The organism is Streptomyces sp. NPDC107521, from assembly GCF_055598485.1.
The window spans coordinates 182934-203802 of record NZ_JBVKAT010000011.1 but is presented as its reverse complement, the minus strand read 5'-3'; the positions used below and the strand labels follow the sequence as shown (position 1 = coordinate 203802).

Annotated in this window: 21 protein-coding genes and 1 pseudogene; 8 read left to right on the top strand and 14 right to left on the bottom strand. The window is 75.7% G+C overall.

The genetic code is table 11. The annotated features are described in order from the left end of the window. Window positions 1-136 precede the first annotated feature (136 nt). A pseudogene (locus ACZ7LB_RS18790) lies at window positions 137-457 on the top strand (DUF1232 domain-containing protein); the annotation flags it as partial. A 181-nt stretch (window positions 458-638) separates the two neighbouring features. On the opposite strand, the gene ACZ7LB_RS18785 reads toward ACZ7LB_RS18790, so the two are convergent. From ACZ7LB_RS18785 to ACZ7LB_RS18770, 4 genes are all read right to left on the bottom strand, one after another. Continuing rightward, complete coding sequence (locus ACZ7LB_RS18785) at window positions 639-869, bottom strand: hypothetical protein (protein ID WP_161224264.1); 231 nt, start codon at window positions 867-869, stop codon at window positions 639-641. Between the two features lie 209 nt (window positions 870-1078). Beyond that, window positions 1079-1339, bottom strand: coding sequence for a DUF5133 domain-containing protein (locus ACZ7LB_RS18780; RefSeq protein WP_471469486.1), 261 nt, complete (start codon window positions 1337-1339; stop codon window positions 1079-1081). Window positions 1340-1504: 165 nt separating this feature from the next. Then, entirely contained in the window at window positions 1505-2047 is a 543-nt protein-coding gene (locus ACZ7LB_RS18775) for a hypothetical protein (protein WP_471469484.1), read from the bottom strand. 28 nt (window positions 2048-2075) lie between these two features. Further along, window positions 2076-2474 (bottom strand): ATP-binding protein, encoded by a 399-nt coding sequence (locus ACZ7LB_RS18770; protein WP_471469482.1) that lies wholly within the window; start codon window positions 2472-2474, stop codon window positions 2076-2078. Between the two features lie 358 nt (window positions 2475-2832). Here ACZ7LB_RS18770 and ACZ7LB_RS18765 point away from each other — a divergent pair, with 358 nt between their 5' ends. Both ACZ7LB_RS18765 and ACZ7LB_RS18760 read left to right on the top strand, forming a co-directional pair. Beyond that, on the top strand, window positions 2833-3060 hold the full coding sequence (locus tag ACZ7LB_RS18765) for a DUF397 domain-containing protein (RefSeq protein ID WP_471469480.1): 228 nt from the start codon (window positions 2833-2835) through the stop codon (window positions 3058-3060). 154 nt (window positions 3061-3214) lie between these two features. Further along, window positions 3215-4129 (top strand): helix-turn-helix domain-containing protein, encoded by a 915-nt coding sequence (locus tag ACZ7LB_RS18760; protein WP_471469478.1) that lies wholly within the window; start codon window positions 3215-3217, stop codon window positions 4127-4129. Window positions 4130-4229: 100 nt separating this feature from the next. Here ACZ7LB_RS18760 and ACZ7LB_RS18755 read toward each other — a convergent pair whose 3' ends face one another. Both ACZ7LB_RS18755 and ACZ7LB_RS18750 read right to left on the bottom strand, forming a co-directional pair. Further along, on the bottom strand, window positions 4230-5606 hold the full coding sequence (locus ACZ7LB_RS18755) for a TolB family protein (protein ID WP_471469476.1): 1377 nt from the start codon (window positions 5604-5606) through the stop codon (window positions 4230-4232). 606 nt (window positions 5607-6212) lie between these two features. Then, entirely contained in the window at window positions 6213-7031 is an 819-nt protein-coding gene (locus ACZ7LB_RS18750) for an SAM-dependent methyltransferase (RefSeq protein WP_471469475.1), read from the bottom strand. A gap of 351 nt (window positions 7032-7382) precedes the next feature. On the opposite strand from ACZ7LB_RS18750, the gene ACZ7LB_RS18745 reads away from it, so the two are divergent. Next, on the top strand, window positions 7383-8264 hold the full coding sequence (locus ACZ7LB_RS18745) for a Gfo/Idh/MocA family protein (protein ID WP_471469474.1): 882 nt from the start codon (window positions 7383-7385) through the stop codon (window positions 8262-8264). A gap of 199 nt (window positions 8265-8463) precedes the next feature. Here the strand turns inward: ACZ7LB_RS18745 and ACZ7LB_RS18740 are convergent, their stop codons facing one another. Then, window positions 8464-9357 carry a GNAT family N-acetyltransferase gene (locus ACZ7LB_RS18740; RefSeq protein WP_471469472.1) on the bottom strand — a complete coding sequence of 298 codons (894 nt, stop codon included), beginning with the start codon at window positions 9355-9357 and terminating at the stop codon, window positions 8464-8466. 423 nt (window positions 9358-9780) lie between these two features. Between ACZ7LB_RS18740 and ACZ7LB_RS18735 the strand changes: the two genes are divergently transcribed. Beyond that, the gene (locus ACZ7LB_RS18735; protein ID WP_471469470.1) at window positions 9781-10002 is read left to right on the top strand and encodes a hypothetical protein; all 222 of its coding nucleotides are present in this window, start codon (window positions 9781-9783) and stop codon (window positions 10000-10002) included. Window positions 10003-10305: 303 nt separating this feature from the next. Here ACZ7LB_RS18735 and ACZ7LB_RS18730 read toward each other — a convergent pair whose 3' ends face one another. The 6 genes from ACZ7LB_RS18730 to ACZ7LB_RS18705 form a co-directional block, all read right to left on the bottom strand. Beyond that, complete coding sequence (locus ACZ7LB_RS18730) at window positions 10306-10830, bottom strand: DUF5709 domain-containing protein (RefSeq protein ID WP_471469468.1); 525 nt, start codon at window positions 10828-10830, stop codon at window positions 10306-10308. 203 nt (window positions 10831-11033) lie between these two features. Continuing rightward, window positions 11034-12605 (bottom strand): hypothetical protein, encoded by a 1572-nt coding sequence (locus tag ACZ7LB_RS18725; RefSeq protein WP_471469467.1) that lies wholly within the window; start codon window positions 12603-12605, stop codon window positions 11034-11036. 281 nt (window positions 12606-12886) lie between these two features. Next, on the bottom strand, window positions 12887-15241 hold the full coding sequence (locus tag ACZ7LB_RS18720; RefSeq protein ID WP_471469466.1) for a glycoside hydrolase family 65 protein: 2355 nt from the start codon (window positions 15239-15241) through the stop codon (window positions 12887-12889). Further along, window positions 15238-15978 carry a beta-phosphoglucomutase family hydrolase gene (locus ACZ7LB_RS18715; protein WP_471469464.1) on the bottom strand — a complete coding sequence of 247 codons (741 nt, stop codon included), beginning with the start codon at window positions 15976-15978 and terminating at the stop codon, window positions 15238-15240. The genes ACZ7LB_RS18720 and ACZ7LB_RS18715 overlap by 4 nt, the downstream gene beginning before the upstream one ends. Before the next feature lie 94 nt (window positions 15979-16072). Then, window positions 16073-16480 carry a DUF3662 domain-containing protein gene (locus ACZ7LB_RS18710; protein ID WP_471469463.1) on the bottom strand — a complete coding sequence of 136 codons (408 nt, stop codon included), beginning with the start codon at window positions 16478-16480 and terminating at the stop codon, window positions 16073-16075. Between the two features lie 393 nt (window positions 16481-16873). Next, complete coding sequence (locus tag ACZ7LB_RS18705) at window positions 16874-17044, bottom strand: hypothetical protein (protein ID WP_471469462.1); 171 nt, start codon at window positions 17042-17044, stop codon at window positions 16874-16876. A 147-nt stretch (window positions 17045-17191) separates the two neighbouring features. Between ACZ7LB_RS18705 and ACZ7LB_RS18700 the strand changes: the two genes are divergently transcribed. Next, window positions 17192-18133, top strand: a complete 942-nt coding sequence (locus ACZ7LB_RS18700) for a MurR/RpiR family transcriptional regulator (RefSeq protein WP_471469461.1) — start codon at window positions 17192-17194, stop codon at window positions 18131-18133. Between the two features lie 353 nt (window positions 18134-18486). Then, window positions 18487-18870 carry a hypothetical protein gene (locus tag ACZ7LB_RS18695; RefSeq protein WP_471469459.1) on the top strand — a complete coding sequence of 128 codons (384 nt, stop codon included), beginning with the start codon at window positions 18487-18489 and terminating at the stop codon, window positions 18868-18870. A 47-nt stretch (window positions 18871-18917) separates the two neighbouring features. Here the strand turns inward: ACZ7LB_RS18695 and ACZ7LB_RS18690 are convergent, their stop codons facing one another. Beyond that, entirely contained in the window at window positions 18918-19784 is an 867-nt protein-coding gene (locus ACZ7LB_RS18690; RefSeq protein ID WP_471469458.1) for an ATP-grasp domain-containing protein, read from the bottom strand. A 134-nt stretch (window positions 19785-19918) separates the two neighbouring features. Between ACZ7LB_RS18690 and ACZ7LB_RS18685 the strand changes: the two genes are divergently transcribed. Beyond that, entirely contained in the window at window positions 19919-20773 is an 855-nt protein-coding gene (locus tag ACZ7LB_RS18685; protein WP_471469456.1) for a TetR family transcriptional regulator, read from the top strand. The last annotated feature ends 96 nt before the right edge of the window (window positions 20774-20869 follow it).

Genomic DNA, 20869 nt, shown 5'->3' with positions numbered 1-20869 from the left:
GGGTCCGCCGCCCGGTGCCACTCCTGATGCGCCACGGGGATGAGGGAGGCGGCGGACGGCGGCAGCGCCGGGGCCGTGCCGGGGAAGGCGGACGGAGGAGGGGCGCGCGCCGCGCGCCCGTGGCGGAAGGGGCCCGATGGACACGTCCACGGTGGTGATCCTGACGGGGCTGGCGCTCGCGGCGGCGGCCGTGCTGGCCGTAGCGGTCGCGGTGTTGGTGCGGCTGGTGCGCGCCCGGCGGGATCTGGTGCGCGCCGGGCTGCCCGCGGGGCCCAGGTGGGTCTTCTGGGGGGCCGTCCTCTATCTGGTGCTCCCGGCCGATCTGCTCCCGGACCCGGTCTATCTCGACGACATCGGTGTCCTGCTGCTCGCGCTGCGCTCGACCCGGGGCGCGCTCGGCGGGCGGGGAGGGGGCGGGGAGCGGCGTCCGGAAGCCGGTGCGCCGGATGACGGCGCCGTCCCGGGGACGGGGCGCGGGTGGTGGCCGGGGAGGCCCGGCGGCCGGACGGCCCGGCAGGGGTGGGGGGTGACGGGTCGGCCGTCCGCCCGCTCCGCCGCCGGTGGCCGGTCCGTCCGGGTCCCGCGGAAGCGGTGAGCGGGCGGCACGGGGCGGCGGGGCGACGAGCGGGGGGTGTACGTCAGTTCGGACGCGGTCCGGGGAGCAGAGCGGTGCGCTGCCAGCCCGCCCCCGGGGAGGGCGGTGGCCGGTCGGTGCCGGGCAGATGGCCGGGGAGGTGGCCCTGCGTGCGCAGCGGGCGCATGACGACCTCCAGTTCCCGGTGAAGGCGCTCGGCCTCCCCGCGCACCTGCGCGGGGACGTCGCCGCACTCGGCGACGAGTCGGTCGTAGATGGGGGAATCCTGGAACACCCGTCAACGTGCCTTTCGTGTCGTCCGCCCCCGCACGGAGGCGCGACTGAGCAGTCTAGGCGTCCCGTCGGGCGGTGCGGCCCATTCCGTCCAGGATGTGGGAGCCGCCACGCGTCGGACCCGCCGCGCGGTCCGGTCCGGTGCCGTCCGGCCGGTTCGCCCCGCGGGGCGGGCCCGTGCGGTGTCGCTCGTGCCGGGGTGCGACGGGGTCACACGGCCAGCGGCAGGCCGCTCTCCCCCTCCGGGTCGGCCGCGCGGGCGGGCGCCGCGCACCGCCTTCGGCTCAGCAGAGCGTCGGCCCTGGCCACCGCCTCGTGGATGCGGCTGGTCGCCGTCATCACGCACAGGGTGTAACTGACGTCGGCCAGTTCGCGTGCCGCCTCCGGCAGTTCCCGCTCGGCCTGAGCGATCCGCAGTGACGCGTACCGCGTCAGCAACTCCCTGACGACCTTCGGGTCCGGTTCGAGCACGTGGCGCCCCTCTCTCGATGTGGCCTCCGTATGCCCGGACCTGCTCGGAACATTCCTCAAGTGCACGCTGACGCCCGGAATTGACCGGAAACAGCGCGCATGGCGAAAGAATGTGCGGGTGCGAAGCGGAAACCCGCGCCTCCACACCCGTGGCGGGCGCGGGCCTCATTCCCCGATGACCCGCGCCAGTTCGGTGGTGGCCCGGGCGATCTCGCTGTCGTCCTCGGCGAGCAGGTCCTCCAGGGCGCTCCGGCGGCTGCGCACCGCCTGGCGGGCGGCCCGCTCCCACACCACGGGGTTCTCCCGGTGGTTGAGCAGCTTGGGGTAGACCGTGGCGGTGCTCTCCCACTGCCGGGCGTCCGCGATGCTCTTGAGGAGCTGGATGATCTGGGCCCGGCAGCTCACCTGGGGCCACTGCGCCAGCTCCCAGAGGAAGGGGACCGTCGCGGCGGTGGCCTGCTCGACCACGAAGCCGTACTGGCAGATGCGCCCGCGCAGATCGCTGAGGGCGCCCCGGGCGGTCTCGGGGTCGCCCCAGGCGACCTCGTCGAGCAGCCGGGGGATGGCCTCGGCCGATCCGCTGGAGTCCCGGATCTCGTCCCAGGGCACCCGGTCCAGTCCCGCGAGGGGCGTGGTCCGGGCCGCTCCGGGGGGTCCGTGGCGGGCGGCACGCTCGGAACTCGGGGGTGGCGTCGGAGCGCTGCGCATGGTGTGGGGCCCTTCCGCGGCAGTCGGGTCAGATGAGGGGGCGGGCCGGCAACATGGCCCAGACGGTCTTGCCCACGGGGGGCCGGGGGTGCCAGCCCCATTCCTCCGCCAGGGCCTCGACGATGCGCAGGCCGCGCCCGCGCTCCCGCAGCGCGGATCCGTCGGACGGACCGGGCACGGGTGCGTTGTCCCCGGAGTCGGAGACGGTCAGGGTCAGGTGACCGGTGTCCAGGGCGAGCCCGAGGCGCACCTCCGGCTCGCCCGCCGCGGGCGACGGCAGCGCGTGCGCCATGGCGTTGGCGGCCAGTTCGGTGAGGACGAGGACGGCGTCGTCGCCGAGGTGACCGACGGACCAGCCGCGCAGCGTCTCGCGGGTGAAGGTCCGGGCCCGGGCGAATCCCTCCCGGCTGCACCCGATGCGCAGCACCGCGCGGGCGGGGTGGGCCGAGGGGGCGGCGTCCGAGGGGGCACGGGGAACGGACGGCCGGTCACGGGAGCGGAGCTCCGGCGCGGCGGTGTGCGCGAAACCGTCGGCCCGGCCGGCCGCGCCCGCCTCCGGCGCGGATCGGACGGTGGGCCGAACTGTTCGATGCACGGATAACGGCACAGCATCTCCCTGATGCGACGTCAGGACGGGGCGCCTACACAGGGGTTGACGCCACCGTTAGTATCCCCGTGACAGCGCTCGCGTGCAATTGCACGAGAAATTGCGCGAAAGGAATCGGCCGGGAGCGATGAAGGCCGGCACGGTGCGGCCCGCTCCCCCGGACGGCAAGGAGACTTCGGTGCCAACAGTGCGAAACGGTGTACGGGCCAGCTCGCTGGACGCTCGTTGGATCAAGACTCGGTACAGCGCCGCCGAGGGCAACTGCGTGGAGGTCGCGCGCGTCGACGGGGGGATCGCGATGCGCAACTCCCGCTTCCCCGACGGCCCCGCGCTCGTCTACACCACGGCCGAGGTGGCCGCGTTCCTCGCCGGGGCGAAGGACGGCGAGTTCGACCACCTGCTCTGACCGGGGCAGTCGCGCCGCCACCGCCGTCCGCCGGCGGTGGCCCGGAGGCCGACTCCCGGTATTTCACCGGGGTTTACTCCGGACCGGGGCGTTCCCGCCCGGCGGAATGAGATAGTGTGTTTACTCAAATTTGCCGGTCGACCGGGGAGTCAGGATGTCCGCCGCGTCACCTCACGTCTCCCGCCTCGCACCCTACCTGGACCGGACCGAGCCCGCCCCGACTCTGCTGAAGATGCTCGTGGGCGTGCAGTTGGCGGGATTCCGTGAGGACGCGGGCCTCTCCCAGGACCAGGCGGCGCGCGAGGTCGGGTTCAGCGCGGCGAAGCTGTCGCGCATCGAGTCGGGCAAGAGCCGCAGACCGCCGACCGAGCGCGATGTCCGCGCCCTGCTGGAGCGGTACGGCACCGAGGAGTACGAGGTCTCGGTACTGCTCCAGCTCCTGGAGCGGGCCGGGGAGCCCGGCTGGTGGCAGCGGTACGACAAGCGGCTGATGCCCGAGTGGTTCGACCGGCTCGTCGGACTCCAGGAGGCGGCGGCCACCATCCGCACCTTCGAGATCCAGTACGTGCCCGGGCTGCTCCAGACGGCCGACTACACCCGGGCGGTCGTCGAGCGGGGCCTGCCGAACGCCCCCGCGGCGGAGATCCAGCGCCGGGTGGAACTGCGCACCCGGCGGGCGGGGCTGCTGCACCGCGCCGACGCCCCGCAACTGTGGGCGATCATCGACGAGTCGGTCCTGCTGCGGGTGCTCGGCAACCGCGACGTCATGCGCGAGCAGCTCGCGCACCTGATCGAGATGTCGGCGCACCCGCACGTGACCCTGCAGATCGTCCCGTTGGACGTGGCCGACGCCCCCATGCCGCCGATTCCGGTGACCTATCTGCGGTTCGGCGGCAGCGATCTGCCGGACGTGGTCTACCTGGAGCACATCAAGAGCGCCAACTTCCTTGAGGACGTCGACGAGACCGAGGAGTACCGGGTCGCCCTGGACCGCCTGGCCGATGACGCGCTGACGCCCCGAGAGTCACGGGAACTGCTGCGCGCCACGATGGCCGCGCGGTACCCCTGACGGCACTCCCCCGCCGCCCCGCACCGGCCGGCCGGAACCCGGCGGCGCCACGGACGAAGCCGTACCGCCGCCGGGCCGGGCGCTCCGCTGCTCCGGGCCGCTACAGGGGCGACAGGTGACGGGCGAAGACGCCGTAGTACGGATCGTTCACGGGCGCGGCCGGTTCCACCGTGAGGAACACCGCGGTGGTGCCGAGCGCGTCGACCGCCACCCCCCAGGACTCGCTGGTGCTCTGCGAGCCGTCCGACGCCCGGCTCACCCGCTCGGTGCGGCCGGTCCGCAGGTCGTGCCGGAAGATGTCCTCGGCCTCGTTGGTGTCACCGGGCACCAGATTGGCCGACGTCGACTCGAAGTACACCCAGCGGCTGTTGGCCGTGATCCTGGCGCCGCCCGCCGAGCCGTCGGCCGGGGCACCGCCGATGCCACCGCTGACCCTCGTGGTGGTGCCCAGCTTCAGGTCGTGGACGAAGACGTCGTTGCGCGACCGGGGAACGGGCGCCAGCCCCGTCCCGGCCACGCGGTCGGCGAAGACGATGTAGCGTCCGTCCGCGCTGATCGAGCCCGATCCGGGGGCGATGCCGATCAGCTTGCCGTCCGCGTCGATGCTGGCGCCCCGGGTCTCCCCGGTGCGCATGTCGTGCAGGTACAGGCGGCGGTAGGCCGGCTTGAGGATGCCCTCGCCCTCCTCGGTGCCGGGCTCCTGCCCTTGCGGCAGGTTCGTCCCGGTCGAGATGAAGACGACGAGGTTCCCGTCCCCGCTGATCACCGGCAGGGTGACGAGCCGGTTGGCCGGGGCGCCGTCGGTGCCGACGCTGGCCAGCCGGGTGGTGCCGGTACGGCGGTCGGTGACGAACACGCCGCCCTGCGCGGCGAAGGCCACCTGCCGGCCGTTCCAGCTCAGCGACGGCAGGTTGGGGTTCGATCCCCTGGACCACTCCTCCGAGGTGGCCCCGGTGGGAAGCCGCTCGGTTCGGCGCGTCCGGAGGTCACGGACGTAGACGGCGGTGTCACCGGGCGGGCCGCCGGGCACCAGTGAGGTGTCGTCGGAGGTGAAGGCCACGTACCGGCCGTTGCCGCTGATCGCGCTCTCGTACGAGGCGCCGTCGGCCTGCTCGCCGCCGTCGCCCACACTGACGCGTTCGGTCCGCCGGGTCCACAGGTCCCTGACGAACACGTCGCTCTGCCCGTTCGTGTCGCCGGGCACCAGATTGTCCGCGTCCGACACGAAGACCGCGTAGCGGCCGTCGCCGCTCACGTCCACTCCCCACGACATGGCGTCGGCCGGCACCCCGCCGGGACCGGCGCTCACCCGGATGGTGCCCGTGGGCAGCGGCTCGGCGTGCGCGGGCAGCGCCGACGCGGCCAGGGCGGCGGTCGCCAGGGCGCACCCGCCCCGGACCAGCCAGCGACGGCCCGAGCGGGCCCTCGGGGGCCCGTCGCTTCCCGTGTCCCTGATTCTCCTGCGTGTCCTCGCCATGGTCCCTCCCCTTGACGGTTCCTCACCTTGGCCGGGCGTGACCGGGCAGGGACGACGGCCGTGTGCGCGCACCGACCTCCCCCCGGCGGCCGGGCTGCGGGAGAGCAAACAGCCGGATCTGACGCGTCGTCAAGACCCCACCGGCCACAACCGGCCGTACTCCGGCGGCCCGGCCGGGGAGGACGGCGGGCAATCCTCGTGCCGCGTACGGGCCGACGGCGGGAGGGTCCGGCCGTCCGGCCGGGGCGGCCCTCTCGCGGAGGGGACGACTCCGGCCGTACGGGCGGGGACCGCGTCCGCGGCTCCCCGGCGGCGCGGTCCCCGGTCCGCCGCCGCGGATCACCGGTGCGGCCTGGCCGGATGTACGGACGGACGAACCGCGTTGGGCGCCGGGCACGGGACCGGCGGAGCGGAGGACGGGGCGGACCGGACGGCACGGCCGCGCGGACGCTCCCGAGGGCGCGAAGGGGTGGGTCCGCCCGTCGACGCCGCCGGGAGGGCGGTGCGGGACCTCGTCAGCCGTGCGACGGATCGGCCGGTAACGGCGCCCCGCCCGGGCGGCTCCGACCCCGGCCGTCACCCGGCGCGCGGGCCGGTCCGGGCCGGTCAGGCGAGGCGGCCGACGCCGCCGTACTCGATCCACTCCTGGGTGAGCTGGCGGGGAGCCACCTCGTTGTCCGGACGCCAGGTGGAGACCTCGACGAGACCCGGCTCCAGGATCTCCATTCCCTCGAACAGGGCGTCCACGTCCCGGGGTTCGCGCACCCGGCCCCAGTTCCCGTGGGTCGCGTCGTCCATGAACCGCGTCACGGAGTCGCGGACCTCGGCGTCCTCACTGACCAGTTGGCACATCACGGCGCAACTGCCGGGCACCAGCCGCTCCGCCACCCGGCGGACCACGGCCTGCGGTCCGTCGGTGTCGCTGTCCGGGATGCAGTGGAAGACCGAGTTGAAGAGCACCGCGACCGGGCGGGAGAAGTCGATCAGCCGCTGGGTGTCCGCGTGGTCGAAGATCTCGTCGGTGGACCGCATGTCGGCGTGTATGACGGCCGTGCGGTCGTTCTGGTCGAGCAGGGCCCGGCCGTGGACCAGCACCATCGGGTCGTTGTCGACGTAGATGACGCGGGAGTCGGGCGCGATGCGCTGCGCGACCTGGTGCACGTTGTCCTGGGTGGGCAGGCCGGAGCCGTGGTCGAGGAACTGGCGGATACCGTAGTCCTCGGCGAGGGTCTTGACGACCCGCGCGAGGAACCTCCGGTTGTTCAGGGCGAGCCGACGGGTGCTGGGGACGACCTTGTCCAGTTCCGCGACGGCCTGGCGGTCGGCCGCGTAGTTGTCCTTGCCGCCCAGGTAGAAGTCGTACATCCGCGCGGCGGTCGGCACCTTGGCGTCGATCTCCGTGGACAACCGCTTCTCGGACCGCATCGTTCCCCCAGCTCTCCATCGCGCCAACCGTGCTGGCCTGACTGACAGTACATCCTAGGGAAGCACCGTTCGAAGAAACCAGAGGTCGGACTGAATGACCGTCAACATCATTACCCATAGGTCGAGTTGATCGTCACTCGGGGTGGTGAACCGGGCCGGTGCCGACGAGCGCCCGATTCGCGCCATCCCCGGCGGCGCGCTCAGGAGCGCGCGGAGCCGCCGCGCGGGCGCGGCAGGGGCGGTGCGGGCCCGGCGTCCGTGTGACAGGCTCGGCACCGGCCGGACCGCGCTCCCGCGCGCCCCCGGCCGGCGGGGCCCGGGCGGGTCCCGGCGAAACGGAGAGGCGGCGGCATGCGCATCGGACTGCTCGGCACCGGCCCCTGGGCCGACATGGCACACGCCCCCGCCCTGCGGCACCATCCGGACGTGGACTTCGCCGGGGTGTGGGGACGGCGTCCGGAGGCAGCCGAGGAGCTGGCCGCCCGCCACGGCACCCGCGCCTACGGGGACGTCGACGCCCTGCTGTCCGACGTGGACGCGGTGGCGGTGGCGCTGCCGCCGTCCGTGCAGGCCGGGCTGGCGGTGCGCGCGGCGCGGGCCGGGTGCCATCTGCTGCTGGACAAGCCGCTCGCCGCGTCGGTGACCGAGGGGCGGGAGGTGGTCGCGGCGGTGCGGGAGGCCGGGGTCGCCGCCGTGGTCTTCCTGACCCTCCGCTTCCGGCCCGGGGTGGAGGCGTGGGTCGCCGAACAGGCCGCGCGGGAGGGCTGGTTCACCGCGCGGGCGCAGTGGCTGGGCTCGGTGTTCACCAGCGACAGCCCGTTCGCCCACTCGCCCTGGCGGCGGGAGAGGGGCGCCCTGTGGGACGTGGGCCCGCACGCCCTCTCCGTCCTGCTGCCGGCGCTCGGGGACGCCCGGCGGGTGGCCGCCGCCGCCCAGGGGCCCGGGGACACCACGCACCTCGTCGTCGAGCACGCCGGCGGCGCGACCAGCACCCTGGCGCTCAGCCTGACCGCGCCGCCCGCCGCCGCGGGGGTCGAGCTGGAGCTGCGGGGGCCCGCGGGGGTCACGCGGCTCCCTCCGGACCCGGGCGAGGGGGTGGAGCCCGCGTACCTGCGCGCGGTGGACGCCCTGCTCGCTTCGGCCCGCACCGGCGCACCGCACCCCTGCGACGCCGCGTTCGGACTGCGGATCACGGAGGTCCTCGCCGAGGCGGAGGCGCTGCTGAACGCGTGAGCCCGGACCCCCGGGGCCCGGGACCGCGGAGGCCGGACCCGGGGGGTCCGGGACCGCGACGCGGCACCGGAGCCCAGGGGCACGGGGTCCCGGTAGGCGCGTCGGGCCGGGGTCGGCGGCGGACGTGGGCGGTACGGGGACGGGTGCCCCGCCCCGGCCGGCCCCGCGTGCCCGGGACCGGCCGGGGCGTCGGGGCCGCCTACCCGCGCGGAGCCCGGAAGTTGATCCGTTCCCTCGTCACCGGATAGCCCGCCCGGGCGAAGGCCCTGGCCATGGGCACGTTCCCGCGGTCGGTCGCGGCGGAGACGAACGCGGCCCCCCGCGCGGCGAGGAAGTGGGTGCACTCGGCGAGCAGGTCCAGGGCGTAGCCGTGTCCGCGCTGCTCCGGTACGACGCCGATGAACCCGACGCACGGGCCGGAGGGGTTGTGCGCGGGGATGTGGATGCCCGCGAGGTCGCCCCCGGGGGTGTACGCCACCTGCCACCACGCGCGCGGTGAGGGGCACCAGTGGAAGAACTCCAGCTCGGACCGGGCCGCCCGGTCCGGACCGCCCTGCTCGATGTCCAGCAGCGCGTGGGCGTCCAGGGTGACGGAGTGGATGCGGCGCAGCGCGTCGAGGAAGACCTCGTCGTCGGGTTCGGGGCGGAACTCCAGACGCCCGGGGCGTCCGGGCAGCCCGCACTCCGGGGTCCAGCGGTACAGGAAGCGCTCCACCAGCGGTTCGTACCCGGCGGCGCGGGCGGCGGCGAAACGGGCCTCGGCGGCGGCGCGCAGCGCGGGGTCCTCGCGCCAGTCGCCGGGCGGGTTGAGTTCGAGCTCGACGCGCCAGGGGGCGGTGCGCAGGAGTGCGGCTCCCGCCTCCTCCTCGCCCTCGGCCACGTCGAACCAGTTGACGGTGAGGGGTTCGGTGTCGTCGGGGCCGCCCCACCAGGCGCCCCGGGCGACGACGGTGCCGTCGCGCAGCGCGACGCGCTGCCACTCGGGGCGGAAGCGGGTGAGCCGGTGTCCCTCGCGGGCGCCGAGGGGGTCGGGAAGGGTGTCGAAGAGATGGGCGTCGCTCGCGTCGAGCGCGCGGATGACCAGATCGGTCACGGAGTCCTCCGGGTCGCGTACTGCGGGGCGCGCTCCCGGTCAGATCCGGCACGCCGGGACAACGGGGAGGGAGCGCGGGCGGGGTGTGAACGGCACGGCTCTGTCCTCCTTCCGTCGGTCCGGGGCGTGGTGGGCACACCGTAGGCGCCACGGCGGGCGGGGCGCCACCGGTTTGTTCCGGGCGGGACGGCGGAGGCGACGGTGGGGCCCGGGGCGGTGAGCGGGCCCGCGCGGGGCGGCCGCCCGGCACGTCCGCCGGACGCAGGGGACGCCGGGGACCCCGGTGGGGCGGGTCCGCGCCCGGCGCTCCGGATGCGCGGGCCGCCCGGGCGTTGAATGGTGTTATCGGGATATTCGGGACCGGTACCGGCGCTGTCCGGGGGCCGGACCGGAGCAGCGATGCGGATGCGAGGAGCAGTCATCATGTCGACGTCACAGCCCGGTGCCTCCCGTCCGTCCGGCGACGGGGGGAACGGCGACCGCGCCACCCCCGACGCACTGCTGCACACCCGCAACGGCACGGAGGTGTCCCCGGAGGACCTGGTGCTCGCGGCCGGCCGGGACGTCACCGAGAAGAACCTCGAATGGGCCCGCAGAAAGCTGGCGGAGGAGGGCCCGGCGGCGATGGACAAGCTGCTGCCCTGACGCGGCCCGACGCGGCGGGAGGATCCGGGCGGGGCCGGACGGCCCGGCGCCGCGGCGCGCGGACTCCGGCCCGCGCCCGCGGGGCTCCCCCGGCCCTTTCCCTCCGGTGCCGAGGGGCGACGCCCCGGGCGCGGCGGCGCCGGATGCCCGCGGGGCCGTCGCCATGCCCTCCGTCCCGTTCCGTTTCCCCGCCGGCGGGCGGGCGCGGCGTCCGGCTCCCGGGGTGACCGGCACCGGCGCGGAACCGGTCGCCCCGGAGGGACCGGCACCCCCGCGCATCCGCCCGGGGCGGGGCGTCAGCCCTCAGCCGCCCCCGCCGGGACGGTCCGCGCCGCCGGAACCCGCGCCCCCGCCGGACGGGGACTCCGCGTCGTGCTCCTCGACGACGTGCACCGCGGCCTCCTCCGCCCCGGCGGCCCCGCCGTCGACGCCGACGTCCTCGGCGACGGACTCCTCGGTGGTGTCGGCCCGCACGCCCTCGTCGGGGGCGACCAGGCGGCCGGCCCGTTCCGCGCCGGTCCCGGGGTCGGCGGGTTCGCCCTCGCCGCCGGGGGTGTCGCCGAGGCCGTCGCCGGGGGGCGGGGCGATGTCGGGGACCTCCTGGGCCAGGCGCCGGTCCAGGGTCTCGCCGTCCCGCTGCTCGGCGGCCGTGGTGCCGTGCCGGGTGACGCCGAGGGGCTTCTCCGGCGGCGAGCAGCCCTCGTCGAGGACCTCGTCGTAGCCGCGTCCCCCCAGGACGTTCTCCGGGTCGAGCGGCGCGGCGTCCCCCTGCTCCTCGTTGGTCCCGGTGGGCTGGTGGACGTCGTCGGCCATCGGGTCGGTGCCCATCGCCGCCTCCCTCTCGTCGCTCTCGACCGCTCGTTCCGCGTACCTCGTTCAGCGCGCCCCGGCCCGCCGACGCCGCGGCCCTTGCGCGGGCTCGCCGGTCATGGCGCCCGTGTGCGCCGGTACGCCGGTACGCCTGCCGCGTTTCCCGCCGCGCGCGCTCCAATCCCGGTGCCGCCGTCCGGCTCCGGCCGCCGGGGCGCCGTTCAGCGGCCGGTGGCCGCCGGGCGGCCGTCCGGCGGGGGCGCGAGCAGAACGGTGAGGCCGCCGACGCGGTGCGGGGTCCAGCCACGGGCGTAGGGAGGCGGGGCGGCGCCGGGGGCGGTGACGGCGGCGACCGGGACGCGGCGGGCGGCGGCCCCGATGGCGGCGGGCGTGGTGTTGGCGTTGTGGCCGCTGGTGTCGCCCGAGGAGCAGCCGGTGTAGTAGCCGAGGGGGATGGACTCGTACCCGGTGAGCAGGCAGGGCGGGCGGACGCCGAGGGTGTGCAGGGTTCCGGCGGCGCGGGCCCAGTCGCGGCGGGCGGCGCTCTGCCCGGCGGTCACATGGGTGAGGACGGCCAGTTGTGCCGCGAGATGGGCGGTGGCGGCGAGGGCGAGCAGCGTCGTGGCCGCCGCCCGCCACCGGCCGCGGGGGGTGCGCGCCAGGTGCCCCAGGGCGTCGGCGACGGGCGGGGCGAGCAGCGCGTAGGCGGGCTGGAGGAAGCGGGGCGCGGCGTAGTCGATGGTGAGCAGGTAGGGCGCGGCGGCCGTGGCGGCGCAGGCCAGCGGGACCGCGGTCGGCAGGGTGCGCCCGGCCCGGACCGCGACGGCCAGGGCGAGCGCGGCGAGCGGCGGCAGGGCGAACCACCACCAGGTGAGCGCCGGGCTGGGAAGGGCTCCGGCGCACGGGCGGCACAGCCCGCGCCCGCCGAGGGCCCGGAGCTGGTCGGCGAAGGCCGGGTGCAGGCCCAGTCCGCCCTGGATGCGGGAGGCCTCCGCGAGCCGTTCCCCGAGTCCCCCGTAGCGGTCGTACGCCTCGGCCACCCACTCCGCCGCCCCGGCGGAGAGCCCGCCCACGAGGGCGGCCGCCAGCGGCAGGTGGCGGCGAGCCAGGACCAGCACGAGCAGCGGCGCGCTCACCCAGACGGCGTCGGCCGGACGCATCCAGGCCATCAGCGCGGCCCCGCCCATCACCCCGCCGAGCGGGACCGGGACGGACGGCACGGGCCACCGGGACCCGGCGGGCCGTGGCGGCCCCGGGGAGGGCGGTGACCGGTCGGGCCGGTCCGGCAGGGCGCGCAGCAGGGAGCCGACGCAGAGCAGGGCGCCCAGGGCGACCCAGAGGTTGGGCATGGCCTGGGGACCGTAGAAGAGGGTGACCCAGAGGGTGGCGAAGAGCGCCCCGGCGGTGGCGAGCACCCGCGCCGGGAACAGCCCCCGCCAGGCCCGCAACGCCGCGTAGAGGCCGAGCCCGGAGAGGAGGGCGAGATAGGCGCGCAGCAGCGCGGTGGAGGGCGACCAGGAGGCGACCGGCGCGACCAGCAGGGAGACGCCCCGGGAGCGGGGGGCGCTGAAGAAGGCGGCCGGGTGGTGGGTGGTCACCTGGCTGACGTAGACGATCTCGTCCCAGCCGAGGCCCAGCCCGGGGGCGGCCACGAGGAGCTGGGCGAGGGTGAAGAGGGCGGCGACGGCGGCGAGGGGGCGGCGGCCGGTGGGGCGGCGCGGCGTGCCGGGGCGGAACGTCGCGCGGTCGCGCCGCCGGCCGGCGACGGCGGTGGCGTTCGTGCCGTCACCCATGGCGCACCCTTCGCTCCTCGCCCGCCCGGGGGCTCCGGGACGTCACGGGCCGAGCGCGGCGCGCCCGGCCCGATCCCCGGCTACGGCTCCGTACGGACGGCGGCGATCGCGGACCGCGTCCGGCCGCGGTCGTCCCACCGCCGGCGTCCCGCTCCCGCGGCCCGCGGAAGTCCGCGCCTCCGCGAAGGCCCGCAAACAGGGTCAAACTACCCCGGGTCCCCGGGCCGCGCAGGGCGGGCACGGCCGTCCGCAGGCCCCCTCCCGCCCCGCGCGGGGGCGGTTCAGCGGACGTTCGGGCGGCGGTGCGGGGGCTGTTCGGGGGCGGTACGGCGCGGGGGCGCGGGGACGGAGCGGACCACGGGGCCGTCACCGTTCATCCGCAGCGGCTCGCCGTGGTGGTGGATCGTCACCGGGGCGCCGTTGAGCAGGGTGTACGTCGCCTTGTCGGCCTCGATCTCCACCCGCAGGCACCGGCCGCGGAACTGGAGCCGGAAGGCGAGGCGGCTGAACTTCTCGGGCAGCCGCGGCGCGAACCGCAGGCTCTCGCCGTCGCGGCGGGTGCCGCCGAAGCCGGCGACCAGCGCCATCCAGGTACCGGCCAGGGAGGCGATGTGCAGCCCGTCGCGGGTGTTGTGCTCCAGGTCGGCCAGGTCCATCAGGGCGGCCTCGGCGGCGTAGTCGTAGGCCAGCCGAAGATGCCCGGTCTGGGCGGCCATGACGGCCTGGCAGCAGGCCGACAGGGAGGAGTCCCGCACGGTCAGCGGCTCGTAGTAGGCGAAGTTCCGGGCGATCTGCTCCTCGTCGCAGTGCTCGTCGAACCAGCCGCCGCAGGTGTACATGGCGAGGACGAGGTCGGACTGCTTGACGACCTGCTTGCGGTAGAGGTCGAAGTAGGGGAAGTGCAGCATCAGCGGGTACTGGTCGGCGCCGGTGGTGGCGAAGTCCCAGCGCTGGTGGCGGGTGTAGCCGGAGTCCTGCTCGTGGACGCCCAGTTCGTCGTTGTACGGGATGTGGACGGCCTCGGCGGCGTCCCGCCAGGTGGCGCTCTCCTCCTCGTCGACGCCGAGCCGGGCGGCCTCGTCCGGAAAGCGTTCGCAGGCGTCGGCCGCCGACAGCAGGTTCGAGCGGGCCATGAGGTTGGTGTAGGTGTTGTCGTCCACGATGGCGCTGTACTCGTCGGGGCCGGTGACGCCGTCGATGTGGAAGACGCCGTGGTGGTCGTGGTGGCCGAGGGAGCGCCACAGCCGGGCGGACTCGACCAGGAGTTCCAGGCCGGTGTCGCGTTCGAACTCGGTGTCCCCGGTGGCCGCCGCGTACCGGACGGCGGCGTGCGCGATGTCGGCGGTCACGTGGAAGGCGGCGGTGCCGGCGGGCCAGTAGGCGGAGCCCTCGGAGCCGTCGATGGTGCGCCAGGGGAAGGCGGCGCCGCGCAGTCCGAGCTGGGCGGCGCGGTCCCGGGCGGCGGGCAGGGTGTCGCGGCGCCAGCGCAGCACCTCGGCGACGGCCCGGGGCTCGGTGTAGGTGAGCACGGGCAGCACGAACATCTCGGTGTCCCAGAAGGCGTGCCCGTCGTAGCCGGAGCCGGTGAGCCCCTTGGCGGGGATCGCGCGCTGCTCGGCGCGGGCACCGGCCTGCAGGACGTGGAAGAGGGCGAAGCGGACCGCCTGCTGGATCTCCTCGTCGCCGTGCACCTCGACGTCGGCGCGGGCCCAGAAGTCGTCCAGGTAGGAGCGCTGCTCCTCGACCAGTCCGTCCCAGCCGCTGTGCGCGGCGGCGGCCAGGGCGGCCTCGACCTGGTCGCCCATCGCGGGCCGGGAGCGGGTGCTCGACCAGCCGTGGGCGACGGTCTTGCGCACCCGCAGCCGCTGGCCCGGTTCGAGGACGGCGGTGATGGTGAAGCGGGCCACGTCCACGTTGCTCTCGCTGGCCATGGTCGTCTCGTCGGGGCCGTCCACCACGTGGTCGGCGGCCACCGCGACCCGCAGTCCGCTGCGCCGGGTGCGGTGGACCAGGCGCAGCCGGGGCCCGGCGGCCGTGTGCTCCTCGGGTTCCAGCGGGGACTGGAGCGCCCTGGCGGTGCGGGGGTCGCCGTCGGGGTCGGGCAGGCTCTCGTTGGCGACCAGCTCGGACTGGATGACCACCCGGGTGCTGTCGTCGACGGGCTCGACCTCGTACTGGACGGCGGCGATGGCCCGCTGGGTGAGGGAGACCAGCCGGGTGGAGCGCACCCGGACCGTCGAACCGGCCGGGGAGGTCCATTCGCAGACCCGCTCCAGGAGGCCCCGGCGCAGGTCGAGGGTGCGCTCGTGCTTGACGAGGCGTCCGTAGCGCAGGTCGAAGGGCTCGTCGTCGACCAGCAGCCGCAGCAGCTTGCCGTTGGTGACGTTGATGACGGTCTGCCCGGACTCGGGGTAGCCGTAGCCCGCCTCGGCGTACGGCAGCGGGTGCAGCTCGTGGACGCCGTTGAGGTAGGTGCCGGGCAGGCCGTGCGGTTCGCCCTCGTCGAGATTGCCGCGCCAGCCGACGTGCCCGTTGGACAGGGCGAACACGGACTCGCTCTGCGCGAGGAGGTCGAGGTTGAGCGCGGTCTCGCGCACGGACCAGGGCTCGACGGTGTACGTCCGGTTGGTGATCACTCGTGGCCTCCCAGCTCCGCGAGGTCCGCCACCACGCGGTCGGCGCCGTGGGCGTACAGGGCCTCGCGCTGACCGGCGCGGTCGATGCCGACGACATAGCCGAAGTGCCCCGATCGGCCCGCGTCCATGCCCGCGAGCGCGTCCTCGAAGACGGCGGCGCGGGACGGTTCGACGCCGAGGTCGCGGGCGGCGGCCAGGAAGGTGTCGGGGCGCGGTTTGCCGGGCAGGCCCCGTTCCCGGGCGACGACGCCGTCGACACGGGTGTCGAAGAGCCGCTCGGCGTCGATGGCGCGCAGAACGTCCACGGTGTTGGCGCTGGAGGAGACGACGGCGGTGCGCAGCCCGGCCGCCCGGACCGCCCCGATGTAGCGCAGCGTGCTCTCGTACGCCTCGACGCCCTCGGTGCGGATCTTCTCCAGGACGAGCACGTTCTTCCGGTTGCCGACGCCGTTGACGGTGTCGGCGCCGGGCGGGTCGTCGGGGCCGCCCTCCTCCAGGACGATGCCGCGCGAGGCGAGGAAGGCGCGCACTCCGTCGGCGCGGGGGAGGCCGTCGACGAACCGGTCGTAGTCGGAGTCGGCGAAGGGCAGGAACCCCGCTCCGTCCCGGTCTCGCAGGAAGTCGTCGAAGGTCTCCTTCCAGGCGGCGGCGTGCACCACCGCCGTCCGGGTGACGACCCCGTCGAGGTCGAAGAGGCAGGCCTGGATGTCGTCGGGGAGTCCGAGCTGCGTCGTCATACCCGACACAGTTCCCCGCCGGGGCGCGTCCCATCGGGTGGTCCGCGCCACAGGGGCACGGACCGGCCACGGGGGTGGGGGCCGCGGCCCGGGGTCAGCGGGCGCCCGGGGCGAGCGGGAACCCTCCGGCGCTGACGTGCGGCATCACCCCGCTGGCCACCCGGTAGCGCCCGTTGGGCACGTCCGAGCGGCGGGTGATGTGCACCGTGGGCGGTCCGGGCCAGGCGTATCCCTTGCGTTCGGCGTGGCGGACGAGGCTGTCGGTGAGGAACTGTCCGACCCGCCCGCCACGGCGCGTCAACTCCTCGTGGACGGCGTCGGCGAGGGCGACGTCGTAGGCGTTGGGGACCATGACCCTGCCCTGGGGGCTGACCACGGCCTTGCTGTCGCACTCCCGGAGCAGGGCGTCGAGGAGTTCGACGCGCTCCCGTCCGAGGACGCGTGCCATCAGGGCGTCCCAACGGTTCTCCAGGGCCTTCTCCAGGGTGCCGAGGGCACTCACGTGTTGTCACCTGCCGGGAATCGGGGTCGGGGTCCGGGGGCGGGCGGACGGCCGGGCGCCGTGTGCGGCGGGCGCCGTGTGCGGCGGGCGCCGTGTGCGGCGGGCGCGGCCTGGCCCGTGAGGGGGTGCGGCAGGACCGTGCACGAGCCGGGCGGGCCGTGGCGGTCCGGGTCCCGGACCGGCCGGGCGGCCCGTGCGGTCCGGCCCCCGGGCCGGTCGAACGGCCCGTGCGGGACGGGACTTGGGCGCCCGGGCGGCCATCCGGGCGTGCGGGCCGGGCCGTGTCGTGGCGGCGGTCCCGGTCGTGCGCGGGGCGGGGCAGGGAGCCCGGCGGGGCCCGGGAGCCGTGGCCCGGGAGCGGCCGGGGTGGCCGGGGGCGGGGCCGTGGCGGGGTCACTTGTCGGCGAAGTCGTCGGGCCGCACCCGCGCCTCCTCCAGCGCCTCGCGCAGGGTCCGGCCGGTGCCGCCGGCCGGCCGGGGCGGGGTCTCCGTGCCCCGGCCGCCGGTGTCGTCGGCCTCGTCGGCGGGCCCGGTGCCGGGCCGATGCTCCTCCGGGACGGTCATGGTGACGGCTCCTCCTGATCGTTGCCGGGGTTCTCCGGAACGCCGGGTTCCCGGACCGCCCCCGGCTATCCCCCCCGGCGGCGGCCGGGAACCGGAAGACGCCCAGGGCGAGCGGACGCACACGGTCGGTGAGCTATGTTGGCCCCCGTGGGAGACACAGGAGGGGCGTCCGCGCCATCGCCTCAGCAGGCACGTGCCCGGGCGTCCGCGATCACCTCGGGGCGGTCGGTCCCCGACGCGCGGCCCTCCCCCACCTGCCAGCTCCGGGACCTGTTCGACCGGCCCCGGCTCTCCCCGGGGCAGCGGCGGATCGCCCAGTACCTGATCGAGCACCTGCCCGAGGCGGCCTTCCTGTCGATCACGGACCTCGCCGACCGGGTCGGCGTGAGCCAGCCCTCGGTGACCCGCTTCGCGGCCGCGGTCGGCTTCGGCGGCTACCCCGCGCTGCGGGAGCGGCTCCAGTCGATCGCGCTGGGCGGGCGCGGCACCGCCCCGGCCGAGGAGCACCGGGGCAACGAGCTCCAGGCGGCCGTGGACGCGGAGATAGCGAACCTCACGAACCTGCGGCACGACCTCGCCGACGCCGACCGGGTGATCACGACCGGCCGCGCCCTGGCGGCGTCGACGCCGCTGACGGTGCTCGGGCTGCGCATCTCGGGGTCGCTCGCCGAGTACTTCGCCTACGCGGCCCGCCGGGTGCATCCCGATGTGCGCCTGGTGACCCGGGGCGGCACGGTCGCCTGCGACGCCCTGCTCCAGTCCCGCGCGGCGGGCGGCTCCTGGGTGCTGGCCTTCTCGCTGCCCCGGCACGCCCACGAGACGCTCGACGCGGTGCGGGTGGCGCGCGGCGCCGGGCTGCGGGTCGCCCTCATCACCGACCTGGCGCTCGGCCCGGTGGCCGACGCCGCCGACGTCACGTTCGCGACGGGCACCGGCTCGCGGCTGGTCTTCGACTCCTACGCGGCGCCGGGGGTGATGTGCGCGGCGCTGCTCCAGGCGATGACGGACGCCGACCCCGAGCGCACCCACGCGCGCCTGGAAGGGTACGAACAGGTCGCCGACCAGCACCAGTTCTTCCTCCGCGACTGACCCCGGGCGGTTCGCGGCACCGGCGGCGCCCCCGCGCGGACGGCGGTGCCTCCGGCCCGCGCGGCGGACCGGAGCGCGGCCGTCCCCGCCGACGCGGACATGAATGTTTTCATACGTCTTGCAAAGCTGATGGCATATATAAATACTGCTCACGGGTCGCGTCCCGGCTGTCCGGAACGCGTCCCTCGTCTGCGTGAACCCTTTCCGGCCGCCGGCTCCCACCCGCTCCGGCGCGCCGGGGGTGTCCCGTCGGGCGCGCCGACCCGAGCGCCCGCGGCGGTCCCGGTCATCCCCTGGACCGGGTCCGCCCCTCCCGTCGCCCCCGTCCCGACGACGCCGCACTCCCGGAAGCGATGATCATGTCCCTGACGTCCATACGGCCCGGCCCGGACTGGCCGTGCCAGGTCAAGGCCCCCGGCAGCTACGACTGGGAGCGCTCGGCCGTCAGGTGGCTGCGCGACCTGGTGCCGGCCCGCTACGGCGGCTACCCCACGATGCTCCGCCACCCCGTGCTGCTCGCCCGCCACGCGCACCTCCAGGTGCAGCAGGAGATCCGGGTGGCCCGCACCGCCCTGCAGACCGCCCGCTCGGACCTGCCCCGGCTCGGACTGCCCGAGTCCGTCATCGAGCACACGATCAAGCTGTACGCGGCGGAGCTGCGGCAGTTGCAGCACATCGCGCGCAGCGTACGGGCCGTCACCGAGGCCCTGGCCCACCGCCCGCCCGCCGGCCGCTGACCGGACGGCGGACACCGGGCGTCAGGGCCGAGCGGCGGGGAGCGGCTTCAGGGCCGGTCGGCCGGGCGCGGGCGCGGGGCGTCCAGCAGTCGGCGCAGGGCCCGTGTCAGGGCGGTGACGAAGGCGTCCCGGCCCTCGTCGTCGAGGGCGTCGAGGGACAGATAGGGGTTCAGGTCCTCCAGTTCGACCAGCAGCAGCTCACCGCCGGGCGCGCGGCAGGCGTCCACCCGCTGGATGCCGTGGTCGATGCCGTTCCACTCGACGAACCACCGGGCGAAGGCGAGGTCCTCGGCGGTGGGTTCGTACCGTTCGAGCCGCCAGCGCCGCCCGGGGTCCGGCGCGTACAGGGCGTACTGGAAGCCGTGGTCGACGAAGTAGAAGGAGATCTCGTGGGCGAAGTCGACGAGCGGCTGGACGAGCAGCTCCTCCTCCGTCCCGTCGAGTTCCTCGCGGACCCGCCCCGCGGGCACCACGCGCAGCCCTATCGAGTCGGCGCCGAGCCGGGGCTTGACGACGTACTCGGCCGCCTCGGGCAGCAGGTGCAGGTCCTCGGCGCGGCCGACGGTGGGGATGACCGGCCGCCCCTGCGCGGTCAGGTCGAGGAGGTACTGCTTTCCGGCCATGTCCGCCCTGCCGGTGAGCTGGTTGTAGACGGGGGTGCCGAGCGCGGTCGCCCGCTCCCGGAAGGCGTCGTACGCCTCGCGGTATCCGAGGACGGGGCCGCTGTTGCGGACGACGGCGGCGTCGAAGGAGTCCAGCAGCGCCGCCGCGTCGCGGGGGTGGCACAGGGCGAGGTCGAAGTGGGCGCGCAGCCGCGAGGTGAGGAGGATGTCCTCGTCGCAGTAGCGCCGGCCCCGGGCCGGATAGGCCAGGTCGGTGACGTAGAGGACGCGGGGGCAGCGGGCGGACGGCATGCGGGCCTCCTGGGTGATGGCGGAAAGTGATCGTAGGCCCTGGGGACGACGGCGCACCCCGGGAGGGAACCGGGTTCCCTCCGGTCGCAGCACCGAGTGCCGCGCCCGGCCCTCCTGCTGCTACGTTCACCCCCATGAGCTGCCAGAACGCGGAGCCCCGCGGCGGGAGCGCGCGGGACGCGGCGGAGGCGGGGCCGCCCATGCGGGAGGCCCTCGTCGCGGCGGCCTTCCGGCTGTTCCTGGAGCGGGGCTACGAGCGGACCACCGTCGACGACATCGTGGCGCTGGCCGGAGTCGGACGGCGGTCGTTCTTCCGCTACTTCCCCTCCAAGGAGGACGTGGTCTTCCCCGACCACGAACGGTGCCTGGCCCGCATGACGGCCTTCCTGGCCGCCTCCCCCGAGGGCGGCGACCCGGTGCGGCAGGTGTGCGACGCCGCCCGGTCGGTACTGCTCATGTACACCCGCGATCCGGACTTCTCGGTGCGGCGCCACCGTCTGACGAAGAGCGTCCCGGGGCTGCGCGCCCATGAGCTGTCGGTGGTGTGGCGCTACCAGCGCGCCCTCGCGGACCATCTGCGCGCCCGGTTCGCCGGTGACCCGGGCGGCGCGCTGCGGGCCGACGTGATCGCCGCCGCGGTGGTCGCCGCCCACAACAACGCCCTGCGCTCCTGGCTGCGTTCGGGCGGCCGGGGCGACGCGGGCCGGGCGGTGGACGAGGCGCTCGGCCTGGTGCGGGCGGCCTTCCCGGCCGGGGAGGCCGCCCTCCCGGCAACGGCCGCGCCCCCGGCCCGGGAGGCCGCGCTCCGGGCCGGGCCGGTGTCCGGACCCGCGCCCGAGCAACCACCCGCTCCCGGGCCCGCCGGGCCGCCGAGGGAGGGCCACCCGCAGGAGGGCCATCCGCAGGACGTGGTGGTCGTCGTCGCCCGGCGAGGCGCACCGCTCTGGCGGGTGGTCCGCGAGGTCGAGAGCGCGCTCGGACGGCCCTGAACCGAAGGCCCGCCGAAGGCCCGCCGAAGGCCCCCGGGGAGCCCGGGAGATCCGCGGGCGGCGGTTGCCGAGGGGGCCGCCGGGGGCGGACGGTCC

Excerpts from the sequence above, each read along its gene's own strand:
- ACZ7LB_RS18690 (WP_471469458.1), bottom strand. The coding sequence starts at position 19,784 with ATGCCGTCCGCCCGCTGCCCCCGCGTCCTCTACGTCACCGACCTGGCC.
- ACZ7LB_RS18705 (WP_471469462.1), bottom strand. The coding sequence starts at position 17,044 with ATGACCGTCCCGGAGGAGCATCGGCCCGGCACCGGGCCCGCCGACGAG.
- ACZ7LB_RS18760 (WP_471469478.1), top strand. The coding sequence starts at position 3,215 with ATGTCCGCCGCGTCACCTCACGTCTCCCGCCTCGCACCCTACCTGGAC.
- ACZ7LB_RS18725 (WP_471469467.1), bottom strand. The coding sequence starts at position 12,605 with ATGGGTGACGGCACGAACGCCACCGCCGTCGCCGGCCGGCGGCGCGAC.
- ACZ7LB_RS18750 (WP_471469475.1), bottom strand. The coding sequence starts at position 7,031 with ATGCGGTCCGAGAAGCGGTTGTCCACGGAGATCGACGCCAAGGTGCCG.
- ACZ7LB_RS18715 (WP_471469464.1), bottom strand. The coding sequence starts at position 15,978 with ATGACGACGCAGCTCGGACTCCCCGACGACATCCAGGCCTGCCTCTTC.
- ACZ7LB_RS18745 (WP_471469474.1), top strand. The coding sequence starts at position 7,383 with ATGCGCATCGGACTGCTCGGCACCGGCCCCTGGGCCGACATGGCACAC.
- ACZ7LB_RS18775 (WP_471469484.1), bottom strand. The coding sequence starts at position 2,047 with ATGCGCAGCGCTCCGACGCCACCCCCGAGTTCCGAGCGTGCCGCCCGC.
- ACZ7LB_RS18685 (WP_471469456.1), top strand. The coding sequence starts at position 19,919 with ATGAGCTGCCAGAACGCGGAGCCCCGCGGCGGGAGCGCGCGGGACGCG.
- ACZ7LB_RS18730 (WP_471469468.1), bottom strand. The coding sequence starts at position 10,830 with ATGGGCACCGACCCGATGGCCGACGACGTCCACCAGCCCACCGGGACC.
- ACZ7LB_RS18695 (WP_471469459.1), top strand. The coding sequence starts at position 18,487 with ATGATCATGTCCCTGACGTCCATACGGCCCGGCCCGGACTGGCCGTGC.
- ACZ7LB_RS18735 (WP_471469470.1), top strand. The coding sequence starts at position 9,781 with ATGTCGACGTCACAGCCCGGTGCCTCCCGTCCGTCCGGCGACGGGGGG.
- ACZ7LB_RS18755 (WP_471469476.1), bottom strand. The coding sequence starts at position 5,606 with ATGGCGAGGACACGCAGGAGAATCAGGGACACGGGAAGCGACGGGCCC.